This window comes from [Ruminococcus] lactaris ATCC 29176, assembly GCF_025152405.1.
In the GTDB taxonomy this organism is placed as follows: Bacteria; Bacillota; Clostridia; order Lachnospirales; family Lachnospiraceae; genus Mediterraneibacter; species Mediterraneibacter lactaris.
Window position 1 is genome coordinate 870,714 of record NZ_CP102292.1, and the last position, 17,677, is coordinate 888,390.

Below are 17,677 nucleotides of genomic sequence, written 5' to 3' on the forward strand. Positions count from 1 at the left end.
TTGAAAAAATGAACGATAATATGCAGAAATATCTTGAGAAAGCAGAAGTCCTGATTGAGGCACTGCCCTATATCCAACGTTTTAACCGTAAGATCATTGTTGTGAAATATGGTGGAAGTGCCATGGTAGACGAAGAACTGAAACGTCATGTGATCGAAGATGTGACACTTCTGAAGCTTTGTGGATTCAAACCGATCATTGTGCATGGCGGAGGAAAAGAGATCAGTAAGTGGGTCGGAAAAGTCGGAAAGGAACCGCAGTTTATCAATGGACTGCGTGTAACAGACGAAGAGACCATGGAGATCGCTGAGATGGTACTGGGACGTGTCAACAAAAGCCTTGTCCAGCTTGTAGAGAGCTTAGGTGTGCGGGCAATCGGGATCAGTGGAAAAGACGGAGAACTCCTGAAAGTAGAAAAGAAGCTTTCCAATGGAGAAGATATCGGATTTGTCGGAGATGTCAAGCAGGTCAATGCTCAGATCCTTTATGATCTTCTGGAAAAGGATTTTCTTCCGATCATCTGCCCAATCGGAATGGATGATGATTATAATACCTACAATATCAATGCAGATGATGCGGCATGTGCCATTGCACGTGCGATGCAGGTAGAGAAACTAGCATTCCTGACAGACATTGAGGGCGTTTACAAAGATCCGAAAGATCCGTCTACACTGATCTCAGAGCTGGAAGTCGAAGAGGCAAAGCATCTGATCGGAGATGGATATATCGGAGGAGGCATGCTTCCGAAGCTGCAGAACTGTATCGATGCCATTGAAAGCGGAGTATCAAGGGTACATATCATTGACGGAAGAATCCCACATTGTCTCCTCCTGGAGATCTTTACCAATAAGGGAATCGGTACAGCAATTTTGAGCAGGAAAGAAAGTAGGTATTACAATGGTGAACAGTAAGATACAGGCAGCAGAAGAAAATCTGATCCATGTATACAATCGTTTCCCGATTGCATTGGATCATGGTGAAGGAATGTATCTTTATGATACAGAAGGAAAAGAATATCTGGATTTTGCAGCAGGATTTGCAGTGTCAGGTCTCGGATATGACAATAAAGAACTGAATCAGGCATTAAAAGATCAGATTGACAAGTTATATCATACATCCAATCTTTATTATCATGAAAGCTGCGGAGAAGCTGCACAGGAACTGAACCGTATTTCAGGAATGGACAGAGTTTTCTTTACCAACAGTGGCGGAGAGGCAAATGAAGGTGCATTAAAAGCTGCAAGAAGATATGCCTATACAAAAAAGACCGGACGCTATGAATTTATTGCAATGAACAATTCTTTCCATGGAAGAAGCTTCGGTGCTGTATCAGTGACAGGACACGATTCCTACAGAGAACCGTTTGAACCGGTAGTTCCCGGAGTGAAATTTGCTACGTTCAATGATCTTGACAGTGTAAAGGCACTGGTGAGCGATAAGACCTGTGCAATCATTTTAGAGCCGCTTCAGGGAGAAGGTGGAATCAACCTTGCCACGCAGGAGTTCATGGAGGGAATCCGTAAGATCTGTGATGAGAATGGAATCCTGATGATCTGTGACGAAGTACAGTGTGGTATGGGAAGAACAGGTTCTATGTTTGCATGGCAGGGATTTGGAGTGAAACCAGATATCCTGACCATGGCAAAAGCAATCGGAAACGGAATCCCGGTAGGAGCCTTTGCAATGACGGAAGAAGTTGCAAAATATTCACTTCAGCCGGGTGACCACGGTGCAACTTACGGTGGAAATCCGCTGGCATGTACCGCTGTCAAAACTGTGATCAAGATTTTTGAACGGGATCATATCGTGGATCATGTTAATGCAGTAGCACCATATCTGACAAAGAGACTCGACGAACTGGTAGAGGAACTGGATTGCGTGACAGAGCGTAAAGGCAAAGGTCTGATGCAGGGAATTGTAGTGACGAAGCCACTTGCAGAAGTGAATAAGAGGGCGATCGAGGAAGGAATCCTGATCATCCAGGCACAGGGAAATGTGATCCGTTTTGTTCCACCACTGATCGTGGAAGAAAAGCATATTGATGAAATGATCGAAAAGCTGAAGCGGGCATTGGCTTAGAAGAAAACAGAAAAAAGAAACCGAAATGAATCTGCCCGGAAGTGAAAAGGGCGAATAAGAAACCGGCTGTCGTACATACTATTTAGTATCTTGCCAAAAAGGATACAAAAGGAGGTATGGGAAGATGGCCGGTTTTCTAATTGCACTTTTATCAGGTGCGTTGATGAGTGTGCAGGGCATTTTTAATACGCAGGTGACCAAATCAACGGGGATCTGGGTGAGTAACGGCTGGGTACAGTTGTCTGCTTTTGCACTGTGCGTGGTGGTCTGGTTGGCAACGGGACGGGAATCAGTCTCAACTTTATGGGAGGTCAGACCGCATTATATGTTGTTGGGAGGAGTGATCGGGGCAGGGATCACATGGACAGTCATTCAGAGCGTTTCTGCCCTTGGACCCGCACGTTCTGCGTTATTGATTGTGATTGCACAGCTTGCGGTTTCTTATCTGATCCAGCTCTTCGGACTTTTCGGAATGGATCAGGAGCCATTCTCGTGGAAAAAGGCAGGAGGACTTCTTCTGGCGGTGGCAGGAATTATGATCTTTCAGCTTTCCGGTACAAAATAAGGAAAACAGGAAAATGCTTTTGTCAGATCTTACGATCGGTAACAAATGTAATACATCTGTAACAAAGCCTTAAATTTTCTATTGTAATTCTGACAGAAATTCGTTACAATATTTTTATCCGGCATACAAGGGGTGGCTCACAGTCAGAAGGATGTGAGGCAGATATGAAGAACGGATGGAAAAGATGGATCAGGGGATGGAGCCTGATCGTGATACTGTTATCAGTGTTATCAGTGTCAGGATGCAGTGTGTCAGAGGAGGACGGTCTGCAGGAAGTGACAGAAAAAGTATCTCAGGAACCGGAGGTATCGCAGAAAGATTCGGGAAAAAGTGAGGATCAGGAGAAGCCTGGTCAGACAGAAGGAGATACGGATACAGGGAGTAAAAAAAGTGCAGAGAAGAAGATCTGGGTCTATGTATGCGGGGCAGTCAATGCTCCGGGAGTTTACGAACTGAAAGAGGACGCAAGATTATATGAAGCGATAGAACTTGCCGGAGGTGTGAACCAGGAGGCGGCACCGGAAGTGCTGAACCAGGCAAGGGTACTGGCAGACGGAGAGCGGATTTATGTTCCAAAGCAGGATGAGGCAGAGTCTTATTCTTTGCAGGATCAGGGGTTGGAAAGTAACGCGGGAACAGCGGATACCAGGGGAAAGATAAATATTAATACAGCCGGAAAAGAGGAACTCATGACTTTGCCCGGTATCGGAGAAGCGAAAGCAGAAAAGATTCTGCGTTACCGGGAAGAGCATGGTGCATTTCGTTCCATTGAAGACGTGATGCAGATTGAGGGAATCAAAGAGGGAGTATTTAATAAAATAAAAGAAGATATTACAATATAGCAGCAAAAAGACGGGAAAGAAGAATATGAGCAAGAAGATTTTAGTTGTAGATGATGAAAAATTGATCGTGAAAGGAATCTGTTTCAGCCTGGAACAGGAAGGTATGGAAGTAGATTGTGCATATGACGGGGAAGAGGCACTGGAGTACGCAAAGAAGTGTGAGTATGATCTGGTTCTGCTGGATGTGATGCTTCCGAAACTGGATGGATTTCAGGTATGCCAGCAGATCCGGGAGTTTTCTGATATGCCGGTGGTTATGCTGACTGCAAAGAGTGAAGATATGGACAAGATCCTGGGACTTGAATATGGAGCAGATGATTATATCACGAAGCCGTTCAATATTCTGGAGGTGAAGGCAAGGATCAAGGCGATCATGCGGAGAACCGCCAAAAGAAAAGAAGAACCGGCTCAGAGTCCGATGCTTGTCAAAGGCAATATGAAGATCGACTGCGAGGGACGCAGAGTCTTTATCGGGGAGAAAGAGATCAATCTGACAGCGAAAGAATTTGATGTACTTGAGCTGCTGGCGATGAATCCGAACAAGGTCTACAGCAGGGAAAATCTTCTGAATCTTATCTGGGGATATGATTATCCGGGAGATGCAAGAACGGTTGATGTGCATATCCGTCGCCTGAGAGAAAAGATCGAGATGAATCCAAGTGAACCGAAATATGTACATACGAAGTGGGGAGTGGGTTATTATTTCCAGGGGTAAATTTACGGTCAGACTAAAAGATAATATTTTTAAAAATCTGAGATTCCGGGTATTCCTGGTTGTGATGCTTGCCGGACTGATTCCCGGCAGTGCAGCATTACTGGGAATTGTGAAGGTTTATGAGACCCGTGCAGTTGCCCTCCGTACAGCAGAGATCCAGAACCAGTGTACGATTGTGACGAATCAGATGAGTACGAATCACTATTTTTCTGATACATCTTCAGAAGTGATCAATTCGGATCTGATCCAGTTGACAAACATCTATAACGGACGGGTTATGGTGATTGACGAAGATCTCAATGTAGTGAAAGATACTTACGGACTGGATGAGGGCAGGATGGATGTATCGGAAAATGTGATCCGGTGCATGAAGGGAGAAAGCACGAACAGTTACGACAAAAAGAATCATTATATTGAAGTGACTGCACCGGTGACAGAAATCGGAAGCAGACATACGATCGGTGTGATGGTGGCGAGTGTATCTACAGACAGCATCGAGGACTCTATTCATATCCTGTATACCCAGGGAGGACTGATCATCGGATTATGTATGATCCTGCTTGCGATTGTTGCGGTTATATTTGCAGACAGGGTAGTAAGACCATTGCGGAAGATTACTTCAGCGATTGAGAATGTCAGTGCAGGGTACAGTGACGATATCCTCCATGTAGATACTTATACAGAGACGAAAAATATCAGTGAGTCGATCAATAAGATGATGGGACGGCTGAAGCTTCTGGATGATTCAAGAGAAGAGTTTGTATCGAATGTATCTCATGAGCTGAAGACACCGATGACTTCAATGAAAGTCCTGGCAGATTCTCTGCTGGAGCAGGAAAATGTTCCGGTAGAGATGTATCAGGAGTTCATGGGAGATATAGCAAAAGAAATCGACCGTGAGAATAAGATCATTACAGATCTGTTATCTCTTGTAAAGATGGACAAGAAAGGGCAGACACTGAATATTGAGTCCATGAATATCAATAATCTGTTAGAGCAGATCCTGAAACGGCTCAGACCGATCGCCCAGCAGAAGAATGTTGAGATTGTAATGGAGAGTTTCCGCCCTGTTACGGCTGAGATTGACGAGACAAAATTCTCACTTGCGATTTCCAATTTAGTAGAAAATGCGATCAAATATAATCGTGACAATGGCTGGGTGCATGTCTCACTGAATGCGGACCATAAGTTCTTTTATATAAAAGTAGAAGATTCAGGGATCGGAATACCGGAAGAAGATCAGGCTTATATTTTTGAACGGTTTTATCGCGTGGATAAATCCCATTCAAGAGAAATCGGAGGAACAGGTCTGGGTCTGGCAATCGCAAGAAATGCAGTGATCGTGCATCGTGGCTCGATCAAGGTGTACAGTGCAGAGGGAGAGGGAACAACATTTACAGTGCGGATTCCTCTGATCTATGCGGCATCATAGGAGGGCATATATGAAAAGGAAAAAGAAAAAAGCTCTTATTCTGAGTGTCTTCATGATCCTGCTGCTGGCAGCCTGCTCAAGCAGAACGAATGTCAGGGACGGGGATGATTATATCTACTGTCTGAATCCGGACAAGACCGGACTGGTGAAAGTCAGTTATGAGGTTCAGGGGGAGGATGTAGTCGAAGAGGCGAAAGACATTTTGAGGGAAATGCAGAAGCCGGCCGACGAGACCCGGTATACACCGGCTATTTCCAAAAAGATCAAAGTACAGGACTGCAAACTCAGGGGAAGTATCCTGGATGTTGATTTCAATAGCGAATACAGATCGGTAAAACCACTGGAAGAAAAGCTGATGCGTGCAGCAATCGTCCAGTCGCTTCTGAGACTGGACGGAGTGAATGCAGTCAGTCTTTCTGTAGACGGCGAACCGTTGAAAAATGCAGACGGAGCGGTGATCGGTCTGATGAATGAGGATGATTTTGTAGAGAATACCGGATCTTCTTTAAGCTCCTATCAAAGTGGAACGCTGACTTTGTATTTTGCAAATAAAAAAGGGGATAAGCTGGTCGAGCAAAAGATGGATGTCCGTTACAGTAGTAATGTCCCAAAAGAAAAGCTGATCGTGGAGAAGCTCATGCAGGGTCCGACGGGGAACGGGGCGTACCCGACGATCAATCCCGATACGAATCTGCTGAGTGTTACGATCAAGGATCATGTATGTTATGTAAACTTTGACAGTACCTTTCTGACGAGTGTGTATGATGTACTGCCTGAGATCACGATCTATTCTCTGGTGGACTCCATCATAGCGGGAACAGAAGCCACGCAGGTACAGATCACGATCAATGGAGAGACAAAGGCTGTCTATATGGAAAAGATCGATCTTTCGCAGCCTTTGGAAAAAGATATGGACTGGGTCGCAGTAAATGACGACGAATGATCAAAAGAAAATTAGTAATGGCATGTCTGTTTGTACTGGCCGTTCAACTGGCTCGTGTCTGCCTGCTGGCAGATACGAAAGACCAGCAGATGACCCTGGCAGAAGAAATTCCTGACGGAACAGAGGTTTCCGTCAGTGGTACAGTGGAGTGGGTCAGGGAAAAAGAAAAGATAACGGCAGTCTGTCTCAGAAAAAATCAGGTGAGATACGCCGGAACCATTCTGAAAGAATCGAAATTAGTGGTCTGTATCAGACCGGATCAGCTAAAAGAACAACTGAATATAGGAGATAAAGTGATCGCGGAAGGGGAAAAGGAATCTTTTGATGCAGCACGCAATCCCGGTAATTTTGATCAGAAAGAGTATTACAGAAAGCAGGGTATTCATGTAAAGGTCAGGGCGGATACGCTGGAGAAACAATCGGAAAAATCTTTGCTGTATGACCGGATAAAAAATGAAATGTGGAAGTGGAGAAAAAAACTTTCAGGACAGCTTCAGACAAAGATGGGATCTTATTATGGCGGGACGATGAGTGCCATTTTACTGGGAGAAAAGAGCGGGCTGGATGAGGAGATGCGGAAACTGTATCAGAAAAATGGAATGGGACATCTTCTTGCGATTTCTGGCCTGCATATGTCATTGATCGGAATGGGACTCTATTCCTTTCTGCGAAAAGCCGGTACTTCCTTTTTCACTGCGGGGATGGCGGGCAGTAGTTTCCTGTTATTGTATACCGGGATGACAGGGAATGGAATTGCAAGTCAGAGGGCATGGATTATGTTTGCAATGCGAATGGGAGCAGAAATAACTGGAAGAGAATACGATGCACTGACCGGACTGGCAGCAGCCGCAGTATGGATCTGCCTGAGACAGCCGTTGTATCTGACAGATGCGGGATTTTTACTTTCTTTTGGTGCAATTTTGGGGATAATTCTGATAGAACCGGTGTATGCGGGGGAAAAAGCGGAGAAGGAAAAGAAGGAGCGGGAAAAGAAGCCGGTTTTCCTGAAAGGACTTTCAGCAAGTTTTGCAGTGAATACGGTACTGATGGGACCGGTACTCTGGTTCTATTATGAGATTCCGGTATACTCGGTCATTCTCAATCTGGTGGTAATCCCGCTCCTGCCGGTTGCCATGGGAGCAGGGCTTTTGGGGTTGGGAATCCTCCGGTTTTCAGAACGGGCAGGTGGTGGATGTCTGAATCTCTGCAAAGCAATTCTGTGGATCTATGACAGAATCGGAGAACTGGCTGCCCGGCTGCCTGTCAGCCGGTGGGTTACAGGAAAACCGCCACTGTATCTGCTTGTGCTTTACTATGGGCTGATACTATTGATCTGCATCTGGTTTTACCGGCTGAAAGAACGAAGAACAGAAAAGGAACAAAGAAAAACAAAATCGAGAGAAAGATGGGTGGGGGTGCCGGGAATCCTGCTGGTGTGTCTTAGTGTACTGCTGCCAGGAAGCTGCTGGCTGATGCATCAGGTGCAGGGGCAGGTCACAGTGACAGTACTGGATGTGGGGCAGGGAGATGGAATCTGTATCCGGATGCCGGGAGGAAAGAACTGTCTGATAGATGGTGGAAGCAGTGATGTCAGTTCCGTCGGAGCATACCGGATCGAGCCATATCTCCTTTATTGTGGAATCAGAAACATTGATTATGCATTTGTGAGTCATGGAGATGAGGATCATATCAGCGGAATCCGTGAACTGCTGCAAGATCAGAAGCTTGGGATCGGAATCAGGACGTTAGTACTTCCGGCAGAAAAATACTGGGATGAGAAATTAAAAGAGCTTGCTGTGCTGGCGGCAGAAAATGGAACAAGGATCGCAGAGATACATGCCGGAGAGCAGGTCGTGGACGGAACAGGAGAACAGAAGATGAGCCTTCGATGCATCGGCCCGGAAATGGTACTTTCCGAAAGCGGAAATGCTGCATCCATGGTACTGCAGGCAGAATATGGAAACTTTTCAATGCTTCTGACCGGAGATGTGGAAGGAGCAGGGGAGAAACAACTGGTCAAAAGTGGAAGACTCGGAAAATGCAGGATACTGAAAGCAGCACATCACGGTTCAAAAAATTCAGGTACAGAAGAGTTCCTTGATGCAGTTGAGCCGCAGATTGTTTTAATTTCAGCAGGACGGGGAAACCGTTATGGTCATCCACATGAAGAAACGCTGGAACGGTTAAAAAGCAGAAACTGTCAGGTTTATTCAACACAGCAGTGTGGAGCTGTCACGATCCAAAGTGATGGAAAGAAACTGTTTTTCAGCAGAAAATGTGGTGGCGGTGGCAGTGACTGAGGAAAAATATCTTGCGTGATATCCCTTGTCAAACTGTCTGTTTATCTTATATAATAGAAGAGCTATGAAAAAGTTGAATGAAGATTTTAAGAGTGGAAAATTTGAGCAGGTATATCTTTTATATGGTGAAGAGGGATACCTGAAGAAGCAATATAAAAAGCGGTTTATCAAGGCGATGATCCCGGAGGGCGATACGATGAATTATGCCCATTATGAGGGAAAGAATATTCCGGTCAAAGAGGTGATTGATCTGGCTGAGACGATGCCTTTTTTTGCGGAAAAAAGGCTCATCGTATTTGAAAATACCGGATTTTTCAAGACTGCGGCAGGAGCAGAACTGGCAGATTATATCAAAGAGATGCCGGAGACAACCTATTTTATTTTTGTAGAAGAGGAAGTCGACAAGCGGAATAAGCTTTATAAGGCTGTGAATACAAAAGGATACGCAGCCGCACTGACCATGCAGGATGAAGAGGTCCTGAAAAGGTGGATCGGGCAGATCTTACGCAGAGAAGGAAAAGAAATGTCCGGAGCGACCATCTCTTATTTCCTTGGAAAAGTCGGAACGGATATGGAAAATATCCAGAGAGAGCTGGAGAAAGTCATATGCTATGGGATTGACAAAGCTACACTTACCAGGGAAGAGATTGATGCAGTGTGTGTAACGCAGCTTTCCAACCATATTTTTGATATGGTGGATGCGGTAGCGGCGGGGAATCAGAGAAAGGCACTGGATCTTTATTATGAGCTGATCGCACTGAAAGAACCGCCGATGCGGATTTTGTATATGCTGACGAGGCAGTACCGAAGCCTTTATTTTGTAAAAGCATTGATGAATCAGGGGTATGGGAAAAAAGAAATTGCATCCAAAGCCGGACTGCATCCGTTTGTAGTCGGGAAAAGTATGGTACAGTGTAAGCGGTTCAGGATGGGACAGCTCAGGCAGAGTATGGAAGAAGGTGCCGGACTGGAACAGGCTGTGAAGACCGGAACTTTAAGTGAAAATCTGGCGGTGGAGCTTTTTATAGTGAAGCAGTCAGAAAAGAGATAAGAGCGGAGCAGAATGAGGTGTAGCCGGAACGGCGTGATAACGTGTAAGCAGAACAGGGAATAACCAGAAAGAAATAAAAGAGACAGAGATAAGATGGAGGGCGAACATTGTCAACGATTGATCAGAATCATATAAGGAACTTTTGTATCATTGCACATATCGATCATGGAAAATCCACACTGGCAGACCGTATCATTGAGATGACGGGACTGCTCACAAGCCGTGAGATGCAGTCACAGGTGCTGGATAATATGGATCTTGAGAGGGAGCGTGGAATCACGATCAAGGCACAGGCAGTGCGTACAGTTTACCGGGCAGACGACGGAGAGGAGTATCTTTTCAATTTGATTGATACACCGGGACATGTGGATTTTAATTATGAAGTTTCGCGAAGTCTGGCGGCCTGTGACGGAGCAATCCTGGTAGTCGATGCGGCACAGGGGGTTGAGGCTCAGACGCTGGCAAATGTATATCTGGCACTGGATCATGATCTGGATGTGATGCCGGTCATCAACAAGATTGATCTGCCAAGTGCAGAGCCGGAGCGTGTAAAAGAAGAGATTGAGGATGTCATTGGAATTGATGCGGAAGATGCACCGTTGATCTCAGCGAAGACAGGACTGAACGTGCATGAAGTCCTGGAGCAGATTGTGAAAAAGATTCCGTCACCGGTAGGAGATCCGGATGCACCACTGCAGGCACTGATCTTTGATTCTAAATATGATTCTTATAAAGGAGTCATTGTCTTCTGCAGGATCAAAGAGGGAACGGTCAGAAAGGAAACTCCGATGCTGATGATGGCGACCGGGGCGAGAGCTGAGGTTGTGGAAGTCGGAACATTTGGTGCGGGACAGTTCATTCCATGCGATGAACTGGAAGCAGGAATGGTCGGATATATTACGGCAAGTCTGAAAAATGTAAAAGATACCCGTGTGGGAGATACGATCACGAATGCAGAGCGGCCATGTGCTGAACCATTGCCGGGATATAAAAAAGTAAATCCTATGGTTTATTGTGGACTGTATCCTGCAGATGGAGCTAAATACCCGGATCTGAGAGATGCACTTGAAAAGCTGCAGCTCAATGATGCAGCATTGCAGTTTGAGGCAGAAACTTCTGTTGCATTGGGATTTGGATTCCGTTGTGGATTTTTAGGACTGCTTCATCTGGAGATCATTCAGGAGCGTCTTGAGAGAGAATATAATCTGGATCTTGTAACAACTGCACCGAGTGTTATTTATAAGATCCATAAGACAAACGGGGAAGTTATTGACCTGACAAATCCGACCAATATGCCTGATCTGTCAGAAATTGAATATATGGAAGAACCGATGGTAAAAGCGGAGATCATGGTAACATCTGAATATATCGGAGCCATCATGGATCTTTGTCAGGAACGTCGCGGAGTTTATCAGGGCATGGAATATATCGAAGAGACAAGAGCTGTGCTGACCTATCATCTGCCATTAAATGAGATTATTTATGATTTCTTTGATGCATTGAAATCGCGTTCCAGAGGTTATGCATCCTTTGATTATGAAATGCTGGGATATGAGCGTTCAGAACTTGTGAAACTGGATATCCTGATCAATAAAGAAGAAGTGGATGCACTTTCCTTTATTGTTTTTGAGGGAAGTGCTTATGAACGTGGAAGAAAGATGTGCGAGAAGCTGAAAGAAGAAATCCCACGTCAGCTCTTTGAGATCCCGATCCAGGCAGCAGTCGGAAGTAAGATCATAGCACGTGAGACAGTAAAAGCAATGAGAAAGGATGTTCTTGCCAAGTGCTACGGCGGTGATATTTCCCGTAAGAAGAAACTTCTGGAGAAGCAGAAGGAAGGTAAAAAGAGAATGCGTCAGGTAGGAAATGTTGAGATTCCGCAGAGTGCATTTATGAGTGTCCTGAAGCTGGACGATAACTAAAAAAAGTATTGATCTGAAGTTTATATGAATTTATGAATAATATGAAAAAAAGAGATTTGGAACTGTATCTTCACATTCCTTTCTGTGTAAAAAAATGCAACTACTGTGATTTTTTCTCAGCAGCAGGAAGCAGAGAAGAGCAGGAAGCATATGTGCAGGCAATGATACAGGAAATACGCGGTTATAAAGACAGTCTTCACTCTTATGAGGTGAAGACTGTCTTTCTCGGAGGAGGAACACCATCCCTTCTGTCAGAAAGGCAGGCAGAAGAGCTTTTTCAAAGTCTGTATGATAGTTTTACAATTCAGAAAGATGCTGAGATCACGATGGAAGTGAATCCTGGTACAGTGAACCTGGAAAAGCTGAAGCAGTATAAAGCAGCAGGTGTGAACCGTCTAAGTCTTGGGTTACAGTCAGCCCGGAATGAAGAACTGCAAAGACTGGGAAGAATACACACGTATGAAGATTTCCTTGCTACGTGGAACTTTACAGAAAAGGCAGGATTTGAGAACCGGAATATTGATCTGATGTCGGAACTTCCGGGACAGACGATGGAGTCATGGGAAGATACGCTGGAAAAAGTGATCGCTCTTGAACCGGAGCATATATCGGCATACAGTCTGATCCTGGAAGAGGGAACAAGATTTTATCATTGGTATCAGGAAGGAAAGTTTGATTCCGGTGAATGGAAACTCCCGTCGGAGGAAGAAGAATATCGGATGGGGGAATGGACAATAGAACGGCTTGCAAAGGCGGGAATGGAACGTTATGAAATTTCAAATTATGCAAGAACAGGACAGGAATGCAGGCATAACCTGGGGTACTGGGACAGAGTGGAGTATCTTGGGATTGGTGCAGGTGCATCCTCTCTTCTCAGAAACAGAAGGTTTTCACATATAAGGAACAGAAAGACTTATATAGAAGCAATCCATGAAAAACAACCCATTGAAACAGAGGAAGAACTTTTGTCAGAAGAGTCTCAGATGGAAGAATTTATGTATCTGGGCTTACGGAAAGTGAATGGAATTTCAAAAGAAAAATTTGAGCGAACCTTTCAGAAACCGATCAGTGAAGTATATGGAACTGTCATAGAACACTTCCAGGCAGAACATTTATTAGAATGTAAGGGAGATCGCATTTTTCTGTCTCGCAGAGGGATGGATGTAAGTAATTACGTGCTGGCGGAGTTTTTGCTGGGAGAATAAATTTGTATTTGTTGGGGTGATACGCTTGGAAAGCAGAAAACTTCTATATGGCAGAGCGGACGCGGAAAGCAGGATATTCCTTCGCGGTGCAGGCCCGCTTTACCTCAGCCCGTTGACCGTTTGTAACTCGAAAGTGGAAATCTTCGTGCAAAGGCACTCGATTTACTTTCTCTAACAAACGCTGCAAAGTGTCTTCGGAACGCTCCTGCTAATGCACCTGCTCAGGAACACCCTGCTTTCCGCTGGTAGTCACAGCAAGAAGTTTTTTTCTGACTCCACAGCGTAGTCACTCAACAATACAAATTTCAAAAGGATAGAAAAAGCCGGATGGCTATTGACTAAGATATTCGATCGTAAATATTAGACAGTAGATATTGTATTTACTATTTGACTAATCATTTATCTTAGTTGATAGCCTTCCGGCTCTTTATTTCTTATTGAAATTTCGTATTTGTTGAAAGAAAATATCCTGATGCGAGGAAAGCTTTCTGACTTGAAACGCCCAATATCCACACTTGTTGTTGCGTGAGCAGTGCATTGACAGGGAGCGTTCCGAAGACACTTTGCCCAACTTGTTAAGGAACGTAAACAGGAGTGCCTCTGCACGAATGTTTCCACGTTCCTGTTACAAGTTGTCAACGGGCTGAGGTAAAGCGGGTCCTGCACTGCGATGCAACAACAAGTGTGGATATGGACGCATTTCTGTCAGAAACACTTCCTGCTGTCGCGATATTTTCACCCCAACAAATACAAATTTTTAAGAATCACTGTTGACAAACGGAAAATGAGGTGCTATCTTATTACCTGTAAGGTGTTAGCACTCAAAAGCAGGGAGTGCTAATAAGCCGAAAGAAAGAGAGTCAGAGAACGGGAGGAAGAGTGATGGCAATGGATGAAGCATTGACAGAAAGAAAACTTACTATATTAAAAGCTATCATTCAGAATTATCTGGAGACCGGTGAACCGGTTGGTTCAAGAACTCTTTCAAAGTACACTGACCTGAAGCTCAGTTCAGCTACGATTCGCAATGAGATGGCGGATCTTGAGGATCTTGGATATATTTTCCAGCCACATACTTCTGCAGGAAGGATACCGTCGGATAAAGGCTATCGGTTCTATGTGGATCTGCTGATGGAGAAAAAAGAACAGGAGATCAGTGAACGTGAGGATGCTCTTCTTGAGAAGACTGACAAAGTAGAAAAAGTATTGCAGCAGGCAGCAAAAGTTCTTGCCTCCAATACCAATTATGCAACGATGGTTTCGACTCCGGTCAACAGTCGCAATACTTTGAAGTTCATTCAGCTTTCCCAGGTGGATGAAGAGCAGATCGTAGCGGTGATCGTACTCGGTGGAAATGTAATTAAGAATAAAATTATTGAAGTAGGCGAAACCTTAAGTAATGAGAACCTGTTGAAGCTGAATATGCTTCTGAATACAACACTGAACGGACTGTCGATCGATCAGATCACATTGGGACTGATCGCCAGGTTAAAAGAGCAGGCAGGAATCCACAGTGAAGTGATCGGACACGTTCTGGATGCAGTTGCCGAGATTATTCATGTAGATAATGATATGGAGATCTATACAAGTGGTGCGACAAATATTTTCAAGTATCCGGAGTTGAGTGATAAGCAGAGTGCACAGGAGATCATCAGTGCTTTTGAAGAAAAGCAGCAGTTGGCAGATCTGGTCACAGAGACGCTTGCCAGTGAGGAAAATCACGGGATTCAGGTTTATATCGGAGATGAAGCTCCGGTGAAGACGATGAAAGACTGCAGCGTGGTAACAGCCACATATGAACTTGGAGAAGGCATGAAGGGAACGATTGGAATTATCGGTCCGAAAAGAATGGATTATGAACATGTCATGAAGACGCTGAAGACCCTGCAAAGTGAGTTGGATGCGATTTATAATAAAGAACCAAAAGGATAGAAAGGTAGAAAGCTGGTGACAGAGAACATGAGCAAAGAAGATATGGTGAAAGAGGCTGTAGAAGAGGCGAAAGCAAAAGCTGAAGCAGAAGAAACCAATGCTACAACGGCAGAGGCAGAGGAAGCTGCTGAAGCAGAAGCAAAGGAAGATGCCGAAGATACAGCAGAAGCCGGAGAAGAAACCGGATCTGAAGAGGATCAGGGAGAAGAAAAATCCGGTGAGAAAAAAAAGTTCTTCGGAAAGAAAAATAAGAAGGACAAAAAAGACGAGAAGATCGAAGAGTTAAATGATCGTATCACTCGTCAGATGGCAGAGTTTGATAACTTCCGCAAGAGATCAGAAAAGGAAAAGTCCCAGATGTATGAGATCGGTGCGAAAGATATCATAGAAAAAATTCTTCCGGTCGTTGACAATTTTGAACGTGGATTAGATTCCATACCGGAAGAGGAAAAAGGTTCTCCGTTCGCAGAAGGAATGGAGAAGATCTACAAGCAGCTTATGACGACACTGGATTCACTTGGAGTGAAACCGATCAAAGCTGTTGGTCAGGAGTTTAATCCTGATTTCCACAATGCAGTCATGCATGTGGAGGATGAAGAATTCGGCGAAAATGTTGTTGCTGAAGAATTTCAGAAAGGCTACATGTACCGTGAGAGTGTTGTAAGGCACAGTATGGTAAAGGTAGCAAATTAATTTGAGTTTTATCAAAACCAGAGAATAAATAGAGGAGGAAATTTATCATGGGAAAAATCATTGGTATTGACCTTGGTACAACAAACAGTTGCGTAGCTGTTATGGAAGGTGGACAGCCTACAGTTATCGCAAATACAGAAGGTGCAAGAACAACACCGTCTGTTGTAGCATTTACAAAGACAGGAGAGCGTCTCGTAGGAGAACCTGCAAAACGTCAGGCAGTTACGAACGCTGCAAGAACGATCTCTTCCATTAAGAGAGAGATGGGTACAGATTATAAAGTAGATATTGATGGAAAGAAGTATTCTCCACAGGAGATTTCAGCAATGATCCTTCAGAAATTGAAAGCGGATGCAGAAGGATATCTTGGAGAGAAAGTAACAGAAGCTGTTATCACAGTTCCGGCTTACTTCAACGATGCTCAGCGTCAGGCTACAAAAGATGCCGGTAAGATTGCAGGACTTGATGTAAAGCGTATCATCAACGAGCCTACAGCAGCAGCTCTTGCTTATGGTCTTGACAACGAGAAAGAGCAGAAGATCATGGTATACGACCTTGGTGGTGGTACATTCGATGTATCTGTTATCGAAATCGGTGACGGAGTTATCGAGGTTCTTTCAACAGCAGGTAACAACAGACTTGGTGGAGATGACTTCGACCAGAAGATCACAGATTATATGCTGGCAGACTTCAAGGCAAAAGAGGGTGTAGATCTTTCAACAGATAAGATGGCTCTTCAGAGATTAAGAGAAGCAGCAGAGAAAGCTAAAAAAGAACTTTCAAGTGCAACGACAACCAATATCAACCTTCCGTTCATCACAGCAACAGCTGAAGGACCGAAGCATTTCGACATGAACCTTACAAGAGCTAAATTTGATGAACTGACAAGAGATCTTGTAGAGAAGACACAGGAGCCGGTAAGACGTGCACTTTCTGATGCAGGTATCACAGCTTCCGAGCTTGGTCAGGTACTTCTTGTTGGTGGATCAACACGTATCCCGGCAGTTCAGGAAGAAGTGAAGAGACTGACAGGCAAAGAGCCAAGCAAATCTCTGAACCCGGATGAGTGTGTAGCACTTGGTGCTTCCGTACAGGGAGGTAAACTTGCAGGAGATGCAGGTGCAGGCGATATCCTTCTTCTTGATGTAACTCCACTGTCACTGTCTATCGAGACAATGGGTGGTGTGGCTACAAGACTGATCGAGAGAAATACAACAATTCCGACAAAGAAGAGCCAGATCTTCTCTACGGCAGCAGATAACCAGACAGCTGTAGATATCAACGTAGTACAGGGTGAGAGACAGTTCGCCAAGGATAATAAATCACTCGGACAGTTCAGACTGGATGGAATCCCGCCGGCTCCACGTGGAGTACCGCAGATTGAAGTTACATTCGATATTGATGCAAACGGTATTGTAAATGTATCTGCGAAGGATCTTGGAACAGGTAAAGAGCAGCATATTACGATCACAGCAGGTTCTAATATGTCTGATGACGATATCGATAAAGCTGTGAAAGAAGCAGCAGAGTTCGAGGCTCAGGATAAGAAACGTAAAGAAGCAATTGATACAAGAAATGAAGCCGATGCTATGGTATTCCAGACAGAAAAAGCAATTCAGGATGTCGGAGATAAACTGGATGCAGCAGATAAGGCAGCCGTAGAAGCTGACGTACAGGCATTGAAAGATATCCTTGCAAAATCTGCACCGGAAGAGACATCTGAGGCTCAGGTTGCAGAGATCAAAGCTGCAAAAGAGAAATTGATGGAAAGTGCTCAGAAGTTATTTACAAAGATGTATGAGCAGAATGCAGCAGCAGGAGCACAGGCTGGTCCTACACCGGGAGCAGGTCCGGCACCGGAAAGTTCTGCAAATGATGATGTAGTAGACGGAGATTACAAAGAGGTTTAATCTGATTCATGTAATCTGAAAGATTTACATCAGAAAAGTATGAAGAATAAAGGATTCTACGAAGCTGTAGGAATATAGCTTCGTAGAA

Annotated in this window: 14 protein-coding genes; all 14 read left to right on the forward strand. The window is 44.5% G+C overall.

From position 1 onward, the window contains the following. The first annotated feature begins 8 nt into the window (after window positions 1-8). The 14 genes from argB to dnaK all read left to right on the forward strand — a co-directional run bounded on the left by argB (window position 9) and on the right by dnaK (window position 17,589). On the forward strand, window positions 9-911 hold the full coding sequence (gene argB, locus NQ541_RS04025; protein ID WP_005610256.1) for an acetylglutamate kinase: 903 nt from the start codon (window positions 9-11) through the stop codon (window positions 909-911). Then, window positions 898-2,079, forward strand: coding sequence for an aspartate aminotransferase family protein (locus NQ541_RS04030; RefSeq protein ID WP_005610257.1), 1,182 nt, complete (start codon window positions 898-900; stop codon window positions 2,077-2,079). The genes argB and NQ541_RS04030 overlap by 14 nt, the downstream gene beginning before the upstream one ends. A gap of 124 nt (window positions 2,080-2,203) precedes the next feature. Further along, on the forward strand, window positions 2,204-2,644 hold the full coding sequence (locus NQ541_RS04035) for a DMT family transporter (RefSeq protein WP_005610258.1): 441 nt from the start codon (window positions 2,204-2,206) through the stop codon (window positions 2,642-2,644). 164 nt (window positions 2,645-2,808) lie between these two features. Beyond that, window positions 2,809-3,486, forward strand: coding sequence for a ComEA family DNA-binding protein (locus tag NQ541_RS04040; protein WP_005610259.1), 678 nt, complete (start codon window positions 2,809-2,811; stop codon window positions 3,484-3,486). 25 nt (window positions 3,487-3,511) lie between these two features. Beyond that, window positions 3,512-4,201 carry a response regulator transcription factor gene (locus NQ541_RS04045; protein ID WP_005610260.1) on the forward strand — a complete coding sequence of 230 codons (690 nt, stop codon included), beginning with the start codon at window positions 3,512-3,514 and terminating at the stop codon, window positions 4,199-4,201. Next, complete coding sequence (locus NQ541_RS04050; RefSeq protein WP_005610261.1) at window positions 4,158-5,633, forward strand: sensor histidine kinase; 1,476 nt, start codon at window positions 4,158-4,160, stop codon at window positions 5,631-5,633. The genes NQ541_RS04045 and NQ541_RS04050 overlap by 44 nt, the downstream gene beginning before the upstream one ends. A 10-nt stretch (window positions 5,634-5,643) precedes the next feature. Beyond that, window positions 5,644-6,576 (forward strand): GerMN domain-containing protein, encoded by a 933-nt coding sequence (locus NQ541_RS04055; RefSeq protein ID WP_005610262.1) that lies wholly within the window; start codon window positions 5,644-5,646, stop codon window positions 6,574-6,576. 17 nt (window positions 6,577-6,593) lie between these two features. After that, window positions 6,594-8,876 (forward strand): DNA internalization-related competence protein ComEC/Rec2, encoded by a 2,283-nt coding sequence (locus tag NQ541_RS04060; RefSeq protein WP_167528447.1) that lies wholly within the window; start codon window positions 6,594-6,596, stop codon window positions 8,874-8,876. A 64-nt stretch (window positions 8,877-8,940) separates the two neighbouring features. Beyond that, entirely contained in the window at window positions 8,941-9,927 is a 987-nt protein-coding gene (gene holA / locus NQ541_RS04065; protein ID WP_005610264.1) for a DNA polymerase III subunit delta, read from the forward strand. A gap of 107 nt (window positions 9,928-10,034) precedes the next feature. Beyond that, window positions 10,035-11,849 (forward strand): translation elongation factor 4, encoded by a 1,815-nt coding sequence (lepA, locus tag NQ541_RS04070; RefSeq protein WP_005610266.1) that lies wholly within the window; start codon window positions 10,035-10,037, stop codon window positions 11,847-11,849. Window positions 11,850-11,881: 32 nt separating this feature from the next. Further along, window positions 11,882-13,054, forward strand: coding sequence for a radical SAM family heme chaperone HemW (gene hemW, locus NQ541_RS04075; RefSeq protein WP_005610267.1), 1,173 nt, complete (start codon window positions 11,882-11,884; stop codon window positions 13,052-13,054). Between the two features lie 882 nt (window positions 13,055-13,936). Beyond that, window positions 13,937-14,986 carry a heat-inducible transcriptional repressor HrcA gene (hrcA, locus tag NQ541_RS04080; RefSeq protein ID WP_005613093.1) on the forward strand — a complete coding sequence of 350 codons (1,050 nt, stop codon included), beginning with the start codon at window positions 13,937-13,939 and terminating at the stop codon, window positions 14,984-14,986. 27 nt (window positions 14,987-15,013) lie between these two features. Next, complete coding sequence (gene grpE / locus NQ541_RS04085; RefSeq protein WP_005613092.1) at window positions 15,014-15,679, forward strand: nucleotide exchange factor GrpE; 666 nt, start codon at window positions 15,014-15,016, stop codon at window positions 15,677-15,679. Between the two features lie 47 nt (window positions 15,680-15,726). After that, window positions 15,727-17,589 carry a molecular chaperone DnaK gene (gene dnaK, locus NQ541_RS04090; protein ID WP_005613090.1) on the forward strand — a complete coding sequence of 621 codons (1,863 nt, stop codon included), beginning with the start codon at window positions 15,727-15,729 and terminating at the stop codon, window positions 17,587-17,589. The last annotated feature ends 88 nt before the right edge of the window (window positions 17,590-17,677 follow it).